Genomic DNA, 10,255 nt, shown 5'->3' with positions numbered 1-10,255 from the left:
ACCCGGGGCACATGAGGGGGGGGCGGCCGGGGAGATCGGCAGCGGCTGGGGAAGTGGTGGCGGCCGCTTCCTTTACCCCTGGTCTCGTCCCGTAGCCGGTCACCGGAGCATCATTTGCCATGAGCCCGGGCAGGGCTACTGCAGCCAGGTCCTGGGAAACCAGCTCGGAAGCCACGGCTGCCACCTGGGCGCCTACCGTCCGGGCAACAATGAGGCTGCTCAATTCATCCACCCGGGGCACCAGTTCCTTGCCAGCTACGCGCAGGCCCCAGGCGCGGATTTGATCTTCAAGGAAGGGTTCCAGCTCTTCCACCACATAGCAGGTCTCAACAGCATTGACAAAATCGCGGATCAACTTCTCCGGCAGGGGATAAGTCAACCCTAGCTTCAGTACCGAAACCCCGGGCAGGGCTTCCTTAACGTACTGGTAGGCAATACCGCTACTAATAACACCCACGCGCCGGTCGGCCCATTCCACCCGGTTCAGGGGTGTAGTTTCCGCATAGGCAGCCAGTTTGAGACGCCTTTCTTCCACCACCAGGTGGCGTGCCCTACCAAAGGCCGGCAGCATAACATATTTAGAAGGTTGCTTTAGATAATCTTTCAGGGGCACTTCCCGCCGCTCGCCCAGTTCCACCAGGCTGTAAGAGTGGGCAATCCGGGTGGTCAGGCGTAAAATTACCGGGGTATCAAATTCCTCGCTTAAACTAAAAGCCAGCATGGCCATATCCTTAACTTCCTGGCTGTCGGCCGGCTCCAGGCAGGGTATCTGGGCCATGCGGGCGTAAAAGCGGTTGTCCTGTTCGTTCTGGGAGCTAAAGAGGCCGGGGTCATCGGCCGACACCAGCACCAGGCCGGCATTGACGCCGGTGTAGGCCAGGGTCATCAGGGGATCGGCGGCGACGTTAACACCCACATGCTTCATGGCCGCCAGAGATCGCGCGCCGCCGATGGCCGCGCCAATAGCTACTTCCAGGGCCACCTTCTCGTTGGGCGCCCATTCAGCGTATACTTCCGGGTACCCGGCCAGGGCTTCGATTATTTCCGTGCTCGGCGTCCCCGGGTAGGCGGCGGCCACCCGGACACCTGCTTCCCAGGCGCCCCGTGCCAGGGCATGGTTACCGATTAACAGTTCCTGCACACTTCCACCTCTCCCACACTTCAGGCCCGTTGTAATCCGGGCCGCAATACTTTTATTCTAACCTAATAATTGCTCTTAGTCACTACTTTAAACTTTAAATTAAAATACTGGTTAGGCCCTCCGGCATAAAAATAAAAACCCGCTTTTGGCGGGTTAATAGTTCCGAGAATAGTGCCTTCTATTTACCTCACTTCGGCCGCAGGTCTACCACCCGCCGTGCCTTGCCCTCGCTCCGGGGAATGCTGTGGGGCTCCACCAGGCGCACCCGGGCTTTGAGTTGCAGCACTGTATGCAGGCGGTCGACCACCTTTTCTTCCAGTTCCTCAAGCTGGCGGTAGCGGTCGCTGAAAAACTCCGGGTCTACTTCCACCTGGATTTCCAGTTCATCCAGGTAATTGCGCTGGCTGACGATAAGCTGGTAGTGGGGGGCTACCCCCTCGATTTCCATGAGGACGCTCTCCACCTGGGAGGGAAAGACGTTGACCCCCCGGATAATGAGCATATCATCAGTCCGGCCGGTAATTTTGGCCAGGCGCGCCGTGGTACGGCCGCAGCGGCAGGGTTCAAAATTTAAAGAGGAAATGTCCCGGGTGCGGTAACGCAGCACCGGCAGTGCTTCCTTGGTCAGGGTAGTAATGACCACCTCGCCCTTGACCCCCGGCGGGCAGGGTTCCCCGGTAACCGGGTCAAGGATCTCCACCAGGAAGTGGTCTTCGGCCACGTGCTGGCCGTCCTGGTACTCGCACTCGCCGGAGACGCCCGGCCCCATGACTTCCGACAGGCCATAATTATCCGTGGCCAGCATTCCCCAGCGCCGCTCGATTTCCCGGAGCATCTCCCGGCTGGAGGCCTCGCCGCCAAACAGGCCCAGGCGCACGGGCAATTCGCGCGGGTCCACACCTTCTTCTTCCGCCACCTCGGCCAGGTGCAGGACGTAAGACGGCGTCCCCACCAGGACGGTGGTACCAAAGTCCCGCATTAACATAATATGCCGTTTGGAGTTGCCGGCCGAGGCCGGTACCACCGTAGCCCCCACCCGCTCCAGGCCGTAGTGGAGACCAAAACCTCCAGTGAAAAGGCCGTAGCCGAAGACTACCTGGGCGACATCGTCAGCCGTGACGCCGGCAAGGGAAACCATCCGCGCCACGAGGTCCGTCCATGTTTCCATGTCCCGGCGGGTATAACCCACCACCACCGGCTTGCCGGTGGTGCCGGAAGAAGCATGGAGGCGGACCACTTCCTTCAGGGGCACGGCAAAGAGGCCATACGGGTAATTCTGGCGAAAATCCTCCTTGGTGGTCATGGGCAACAGGCGGACATCCGCCAGGGTGCGGATATCCGATGGCCGGATACCTTTTGTTTCCATAGCCTGGCGGTAAAAGGGTACCCGCTCATAGACCCTGGCTACCGTTTCCTGGAGCCGGGCCAGTTGCAAAGCCTCGATATCCGCCCGGGAACGACACTCATTTGCCAAATCCCAGATCATCAGTCACCAATCCTTTAGTTGTTGCCGTACTCACCTTGCCGTGGCCAAAAACCCTGGCTAAATGCTCCCGGGAAAAGGCCGGGGTGACAAGGCTCACCAGGGGTACCACACCCAGGGGAACAAGCATGGCCAGAGAGCCAATGGTGGGGATAACGCTGCCGTCAAGGTGGTAGTAGAAAGCTAATCCCAGGGAAATAATAAGCCCGCTCAAAAGTCCCGCCCAGGCCCCGGCTTTGGTAGTGCGGGGCCAGTACAAACCGTACAGGTAGGGTGCCAGGAAGGCCCCGGCTACCGTACCCCAGGACAGGGACATGAGGACCAGGATAATGGTGGGCTTTAAGGCAATGTATACTGACAGCCCGATAAAGAAGACGCATAAGAAACGCAGTAAAGCCATGACCGTTCGCCGTGAAACGTGAGGCGCTGACCCCTGGACCAGGTCAATGGCCACTGCCGAACTGGAGACCAGCACCAGGGAAGCCAGGGTGGACATGGAGGCCGCCAGCACCAGCAAGAGCAGGAGCAACCCGACCCAGGACGGCAGGTACTGGTTGATAATCTGGGGCATAATCAGGTCCGGGTTGGGCTTGCCATTAAGTAAGGGCATCTGGTTGTTGAAAAAGAGGCGGCCAAAGGCACCCGTGAAATAGGCACCGGTGGCAATAATCAGGGCAAACAGGGTCGAGACCACCGTGGCCGGCCAGATAGAACGCTCATCCTTAATGGCATAGAACTTCTGCACCATCTGGGGCAGACCCCAGGGTCCCAGGCTGGTGAGAATCACCAGGGATAAAAGGGCAAACCAGTTAGGTCCCACCGGGGAAACCAGCCGGGGATTTATGGCTGCCAGGCGGCTGATGCCGGTGACCAGGCCGCCTATTGGTGGCGCGGTAATAACATAATAAATTAGAATAAAGACGCCGCCGATCATAATCAAGCCCTGGATGAAATCCGTCAGGGTGACGGCGATATAACCACCCAGGACAAGGTAGACGGCCGTCAGGGCGGCCATGGCGATGAGGGCGGTGGCAAAGTCAATCTGGAAGACCTGTTCAAAGAGGTAGCTCAAACCCATATATACTGAGGCGGAATAGGGAACAAGGAAAATAAAGATTAACAGCGCCCCTACCGTTCGCAGAGCCGGGCTGTCATAACGCGCTGCCAGGAACTCGGGCATGGTCATAGCATTTAGGCGCACCGTCATTTCCCGGGTCGGCCGCGCCAGCACCTTCCAGGCCAGGAAACTACCGATAAAGGCGTTGCCGATGACGATCCATAAATCCGAAAGGCCGAAACCCCAGCCCACCTTGCCTGCGTAGCCAATAAAAATAACGGCGGAGAAGTAGGTCGTCCCGTAGGCAAAGGCCGATATCCAGGGGCCCACGGTCCGGTTACCCAGGAAAAACCCGCCGACATCCCGCGATTTCTTCAAGCTGTAAAAACCGATAACGATAAGTACTGCAAAATATAAGCCCAAAATAAAAAACTTCATCCTGCCTTCCCCCCGTCCTGCCGTGAAGTTTAATGCCTTTACATATTCCACAACAAAGGTGAGAATCCTGCCGGGCCAGTTAAGTTTCTTACGATTTTACGCAGATGGCAAAGTTAATTGTAGAGGTTGCTGGAACCTCCTCATTATACCTTCGATGTATTTGGGGTTAATCTCTATCATAATGAAATTCCGGTTGAGGGCTTGAGCTACGTATCCCGTGGTCCCCACCCCGGCCATGGGGTCCAGGACGACGTCACCTTCCCTGGTCGAAGTAAGGATGATTCTCCGCAGCAGTTCAATTGGTTTTTGGGTTGAATGTAATTTCTTTCCATTCCCATCTTTCAATCTCTCCGATCCGTTACATATTGGTAGAACCCAGATATTAGCAGCAACTTTACCTATCCCAAATTCTCTAGCCAGTTCTTTATTAAAGGTATATTTTTTGGCCCTCCTGTCTTTGACTGCCCAGATTAGCGTCTCCGTGGCATTGGTAAATCTTACTCCCAGCCAGTTTGGCATAGGGTTGGTCTTGGCCCAGATAACATCGTTGAGTATCCAGTACCCCATGTCCTGCATAATCTTACCGATCCGGAAAATACTATGGTAAGTAGCAATTACCCAAATGGTAGCCTGGGGCTTCATTACCCTCTTTACTTCAGTAAGAATCCGGCAGATGAATTCATCATATTCTTCGAAAGACCCAAACTTATCCCAGTCATCATCAACACCTTCAACGACCGTGTTTACCGTCCATCTTCTTAGCTCTTTTTTAGGCAGCTGGAGAAAATATGGTGGATCCAGAAAGACTGTATCCACCGCTTCTGCCGGTATTTTCTTCAGCACCTCCAGGGCATTACCAAGAATAACCCTGTTCGTTATCTCTGGCAGGGAATAATTCGCTGCTTCCGGCCTATCGATGAGCACCATCCTTGATTACCATCCTGCATTGGCTTTTAGCATCTCAATTTCAATATGCTGGCGACCAAATTCTCCTGCTAAAACATTTAAACGCCTCTCCATTTTTTGATGTTGAGATGTATTTTCGGCACGGAGGTTTGCTATCTCTTCTTTTACCGACGCCATTTCCACCTTAAGCTCAGCTACATCTGCTTTTACCGCCGCCATCTCCGTTTTCAACTCGGCTACATCTGCTTTTACGGCTGCCATCTCCGCCTTTAACTCGGCTACATCTGCCTTGAGCGATACTAGTTCACCCTGAATTGCGCCCACTTCCTGTCTTAGATCCCTGACGGCATTAGCGGCCCATTGCATTTTTTCATTAAGACAATCAACACTTTTCTCCAGCGTTGACAAGCGCCTTTCAAAGACCTCTTCAAAAGCCTTTTGTCCTTCCAGGTTGGCTTTAACCATCGCCTGGATATTTTCCAGCATCAAAAGGACTTTTTGTTCCTCCACTTTTACCCCTCCTATAAAATCTTATCATGGCAGCTAAAGCCAGGCAAGAAAAAATGCACCCTGTCCTGGGTGCGAAGATATTATTTGCTTAATGCTGCCCGTACCTCCCCGGGACCTGGTAGTTCGAGCAGCCTCCTCACCAGTTCCCTGGCCTCGTGGTAAGCAATCTTATTTACAGTCTCTTTCATTGGTGGTATAAAAACAGGGCTCATGCTTATTTCATCCAGGCCCAGGCCAACCAGCAGGGGGGCGGCCTGAATTTCACTTGCCAGTTCACCGCACAAACCCACCCATTTGCCGTAACGGTGGGCCGCCTCAACGGTGACATCTATCAACCGCAGCACGGCAGGGTGACAGGCATCGTACATCCCGGCCACCCTTTCATTACCCCGGTCTACCGCCAGGGTGTACTGGGCCAGGTCGTTGCTGCCAATGCTAAAAAAGTCTACTTCCCGGGCCAGGACGTCCGCCATCAGGGCGGCTGCCGGAACCTCGATCATAATGCCTGTTTCTACGTGGCTAACGGTCAACCCGTTGGCCTCCAGTTCCATCCGGGCTTCTGCCATAATCTTTTTAGCCTGTCGTATCTCCTCCAGGGTGGTCACCATGGGGAACATAATCTTCAGGTTGCCGTAACTGGCAGCCCGGAGGAGGGCCTTCAACTGGGTCTTGAAAAGTTCCTGCCGGGCCAGGCAAAGCCTCAACCCCCGTAAACCCAGGAAAGGATTTTCTTCGTGGCCCAGGTTAAGATAGGGCAAGGGCTTATCACCGCCAATATCCAGGGTGCGGACCACCACCGGTTTCCCCTGGAAGGCTGCCACTACCTCTTTGTAAGCTTGAAATTGTTCTTCTTCTCCCGGAGGTTCCTCCCGGTTCATAAAGAGAAATTCCGTACGAAATAATCCCACACCCTCGGCACCATACTCCAGGGCCATTTTTACTTCCGCAGCGTTCCTGATATTGGCCGCCACTTCAATGTGCCGGCCATCCCTGGTCTTGGCCGGCCCTGAATATTTACTATCTCGCCAGCCTGCTTCCAGGACCGCCTTTTTCTTTTTATATTCCTCTAATAGCTCCCTGCCGGGGTTTAAGTAAACCACCCCGGCACTACCGTCGATAATGGCCAGGTCACCGTCTCTGGCCCGGTTCATGAGCCCCTGAACACCCAGGACGGCAGGTATCCCCAGGGCCCTGGCCACAATTGCCGTATGACTGGTAGGCCCTCCTACCTCAGTGGCAATCCCGGCTACAGTATTACGGGAAAAATTAGCTGTCAGGGAGGGAGTAAGTTCCCTGGCGACAATGATTGAACCAGCTTTCAGTTCCCGGGCCCGGCGCGAACCCCCCGCAAGATTGTCCAGCAGCCTGGCGGCCACATCCCTGATGTCCGCAGCCCTTTCGCGGAAATAGCCTTCATCCATGGCGGCAAAGGTCCTGGCGATTGCCGCGGCCGCTTCCTCTACCGCCCGGGCGGCATTTTTCTTCTCAACCTGGATTTTTTCCTTTACGCCGGCAATAAAAGTGGGATCGGTAAGCATCAAGATATGGGCGTTGAAAATGCCGGCCTCTGCCTCACCGATTTCTTGCCTTGTTTTGGCCGCCAGCTCTTCCAGGTCCCTTTTAGCCCGGCCAAGGGCTTCCTCCAGTCGCGTCAGCTCGACCTTGATTTCCTCCGGCCCATGTAAAAGATGGCTATTGTTGGTTTCTTCTTGTACTGGTTTTAGTTCTAGCAGATACACCTGCCCAATCCCTATTCCTGGCGCAGCGGCAATTCCTTTTAGCATATGGCCATCTCCTTTTAAGCAGTTACCCCGGCAGCTCTGCTTCGCCCAAACCTGCCTGCACCAGTGCCACCAGGGTAGCCAGGGCCTGGTCGGCATCTTCCCCTTCGGCACGGATGACCAGTTCGTTGCCGTATTTGGCTCCCAGGCCCATAACCGCCAGGATGCTCTTCCCGTTTGCCTCTTTACCGTCCCGCTGCAAGATAATATTTGCTGTAAAGCCATTGGCCGCCTGGACGAATACTGCTGCCGGCCTGGCGTGTAATCCGGAAGGGTTCTTAAGGATAACTCTGGCCTCTGGCATAAAGTCATCTCCTACCCTGAAAATAACTTCGCTCCAGGCTGGCATTGTTTTTCTCGCTCCAAACAAATGCCAGTCCGTTATTTTCATCGTTAAACCTGGCTTAACCGGCCAAACTGCACCATCTCCCTACCATCACCGTTTACACTCCGATTAATGAACTATAGTACCATAAAGTAAAATTTAACACCAGATATTTTCACCGCCAGTTTTTAATATCTCCCCAGTTCCGCCGCCGCCCGGTACATAGCCACAATGCTTGCCGGAGCTACGTCCGGCCCGATATGGTTGGCGGGCGCCAGGATATAGCCGCCGCCAGGAGCCAGCTCCTGCAAGCGTTTTTTAACTTCTTCCACCGCTGCCTCCGGGCCGGCAGGCAGGGCCTGCTGGATGTCAATGCCGCCTATAAAAGCAATATCCTTACCAAATTCCCGCTTAACGGCCGCCAGGTCCATCCCCACTCCCGGTTGTAAGGGGTGCAGCAGTTCAATGCCGGCTTCAATATAGCCGGGTATGAAGGGAGTAATAAACCCGTCGCTGTGGGCCAGGACATAAGTGCCGGGCGACTTGCTTTTTACTAAATTCACCAGCTTCCTGTACCAGGGCCGGAAGTATTTTTTAAACAGGTCAGGGGAAATAATCGGGCCGGCCTGGGAGCCGTAATCGTCACCTGGCAGTTCCAGGATATCAATATAGCCCCCTACTTCGTCCAGGTATACTTCCATTAGACCATAAATCGTATTGCCGATGTGATCAACCAGGCACCGGGCCAGGGCTTCATCCAGCAACATGTCAACCATGAACTGTTCGGTGCCGCGTAATTGCCCTGCTTGCTCGAGGAGGCCATAAGAACAAACCGAACGGGCCACTACCGCCAGTCCGACCTCCTGGTAGGACCGCGCCTTTTCCCTGGTCCCGGGAGCCGGCCGGTAATCGCGGGGATCAGGCCAGGGATAGTTTTCAATGTCTTTAATTGTAGCTCCGGCCAGGGTTGGCTGGGCATGGGAAAACCCGTTTACCTTTTCTAAAGTAAGCCCCCAGCCGTTCATGACTCTGGTACCATCCAGGCGTACCAGATCAGGTGTTGGTTGATAAACATAACGAAAATCTATCCCCAGGGCGTCCTGTACCCTTTCGTCCAGGTAGTTACACGTCTTAAACCCATCCTGGCGAAACGGTGGCCAGTCACTGGGCAAATCTAGATATTCAAGGAGCCTACGGTAAGCTTGATCATGGATATTGTAAGCGCTGCCGCCCAAAGCCAGTGGTACCCGGTCGGGTTCTTCGTGTTTTAAGGCTTTAATAACCCTTTCCCTGCTGTTCATACAGCAGCACTCCCCATATCTTCCGGTTTCAGGGTAGAGATCCCTTCGCGACCCCAGTCCTGAACCCGGTCAACTAAACTCGCCAGTGTTGCCCCTTTGCGATGGATAAATAATTCCAGCAACATCGGCAGGTTAACACCGGTTACCACAGCCCTGTTACCCGAAGTAACCATCTCCAGGGCTATATTGGCCGGGCTACCCCCGGCTACATCCACCAGGAGTAAAACCCCGTCACCTTGATCCAGCTCCGTAGCCAGTTCCCGGGCCTTTTCCCGGAAGGCATCAATCTGGTCTCCTGGATTTAAGGCCAGGGCCCGGACCTGTTCCTGGGAACCCAAAAGCATGGTTACTACATCCAGGACAGCCTCGCCGAGTTTCCCATGAGTCAATAATAATATGCCAACCAAAATATAATCCTCCCAGTTGAAGTCGGGTTGGAGGGGCCTGGAGTTTGCCTCCAGGCCCCGGGCAAGCTAAGTTAAAAGATTCTCAGTAAAGAACCCACGAGACCTACCACGATGGTAAAGCTAAGCAACTTCATGATCGACCAGTTGCGGAATTGATGCAGGTACCACACCAGCCCTACCCACAAAAGGGGTAAAAACTTGGGCATCATGCCGTCTAAGATGGACTGCAGGGTAGTCGCCTTTTGCTGTAAAGTCCACTGGATAGGAGTGGAAAGGGAAACAAAGGTGGCACTTAAAGCTCCTACTACAACGAGGCCTAAAATATTAAGGCTCCGGGTCACCCGCTCAATAGTCTGGGGAGTCAAAAATTCCGAATCTAAGACATTTACTCCCAGGCGATAACCTAAATTGATCCCGGTAGACATCATATACCAGGTCAGAGCAATCCAGGCGATGGCATAGATTACAGGTCCCAGGATATTGCCCTGCAAGGCCATGCTCATGGCAAAACTTAACAGGATGGCATTGACAGCACTGGCCCAGAGGGAATCCCCGATAGCTGCAAAAGGTCCCATAAGACCACTTTTAATAGCATTAATGGTTTCATCGGCTATTTCCTCCCCGGCAGCCTTCTGGCGTTCGATGGCTGCTATGGCGCCAATAATGGGACTGCCGATGGTCATCTCGGTATTGAAGAAAACCATGTGCCTTTTCAGCGCCGCACCTAGTTCCTCTCTACCTGGATAAAGCTTTTTTAGAACCGGCAACAGGCTCCACGCAAAGGCAATATGCTGCATGCGTTCCCAGTTCCAGGCCGAAGTATTGAAGAAAAGCCAGCGTAAAGTCACTGCCCGGAGGTCCTTCTTCGTTATTTCAGGTACCGCTTTGGCCGCTTGTTCCTGCATT

General features: G+C 54.2%; 10 protein-coding genes. All 10 read right to left on the bottom strand.

The window, feature by feature from the left end; translation table 11 throughout:
- The coding region (locus tag MOST_RS05770) for an indolepyruvate ferredoxin oxidoreductase subunit alpha (protein ID WP_489676594.1) at positions 1 to 1,141 on the bottom strand (1,141 nt) is incomplete at its 3' end.
- A 187-nt stretch (positions 1,142 to 1,328) separates the two neighbouring features.
- Positions 1,329 to 2,627, bottom strand: a complete 1,299-nt coding sequence (locus MOST_RS05765; RefSeq protein ID WP_054936037.1) for a phenylacetate--CoA ligase family protein — start codon at positions 2,625 to 2,627, stop codon at positions 1,329 to 1,331.
- Positions 2,605 to 4,119, bottom strand: a complete 1,515-nt coding sequence (locus tag MOST_RS05760; protein ID WP_054936036.1) for a sodium:solute symporter family transporter — start codon at positions 4,117 to 4,119, stop codon at positions 2,605 to 2,607. Before MOST_RS05760 ends, MOST_RS05765 begins: the two co-directional genes overlap by 23 nt.
- Positions 4,120 to 4,215: 96 nt before the next feature.
- The gene (locus MOST_RS05755; protein ID WP_054936035.1) at positions 4,216 to 5,046 is read right to left on the bottom strand and encodes a DNA-methyltransferase; all 831 of its coding nucleotides are present in this window, start codon (positions 5,044 to 5,046) and stop codon (positions 4,216 to 4,218) included.
- A gap of 6 nt (positions 5,047 to 5,052) precedes the next feature.
- Positions 5,053 to 5,535 (bottom strand): hypothetical protein, encoded by a 483-nt coding sequence (locus tag MOST_RS05750; protein ID WP_054936034.1) that lies wholly within the window; start codon positions 5,533 to 5,535, stop codon positions 5,053 to 5,055.
- Between the two features lie 80 nt (positions 5,536 to 5,615).
- On the bottom strand, positions 5,616 to 7,319 hold the full coding sequence (gene ptsP, locus MOST_RS05745; RefSeq protein ID WP_054936033.1) for a phosphoenolpyruvate--protein phosphotransferase: 1,704 nt from the start codon (positions 7,317 to 7,319) through the stop codon (positions 5,616 to 5,618).
- Between the two features lie 22 nt (positions 7,320 to 7,341).
- Positions 7,342 to 7,620, bottom strand: coding sequence for an HPr family phosphocarrier protein (locus MOST_RS05740; protein ID WP_054936054.1), 279 nt, complete (start codon positions 7,618 to 7,620; stop codon positions 7,342 to 7,344).
- Between the two features lie 209 nt (positions 7,621 to 7,829).
- Positions 7,830 to 8,942 (bottom strand): uroporphyrinogen decarboxylase family protein, encoded by a 1,113-nt coding sequence (locus MOST_RS05735; protein WP_054936032.1) that lies wholly within the window; start codon positions 8,940 to 8,942, stop codon positions 7,830 to 7,832.
- Positions 8,939 to 9,349, bottom strand: a complete 411-nt coding sequence (locus MOST_RS05730; RefSeq protein ID WP_054936031.1) for a PTS sugar transporter subunit IIA — start codon at positions 9,347 to 9,349, stop codon at positions 8,939 to 8,941. The genes MOST_RS05735 and MOST_RS05730 overlap by 4 nt, the downstream gene beginning before the upstream one ends.
- 71 nt (positions 9,350 to 9,420) lie before the next feature.
- On the bottom strand, positions 9,421 to 10,254 hold the full coding sequence (locus MOST_RS05725; RefSeq protein ID WP_054936030.1) for a PTS system mannose/fructose/sorbose family transporter subunit IID: 834 nt from the start codon (positions 10,252 to 10,254) through the stop codon (positions 9,421 to 9,423).
- Position 10,255: the final 1 nt, after the last annotated feature.

The organism is Neomoorella stamsii (assembly GCF_002995805.1).
GTDB lineage: Bacteria > Bacillota > DSM-521 > Neomoorellales > Neomoorellaceae > Neomoorella > Neomoorella stamsii.
Note: the sequence above shows the minus strand (reverse complement) of the source record. Positions and strands in the feature narration are given on the sequence as shown.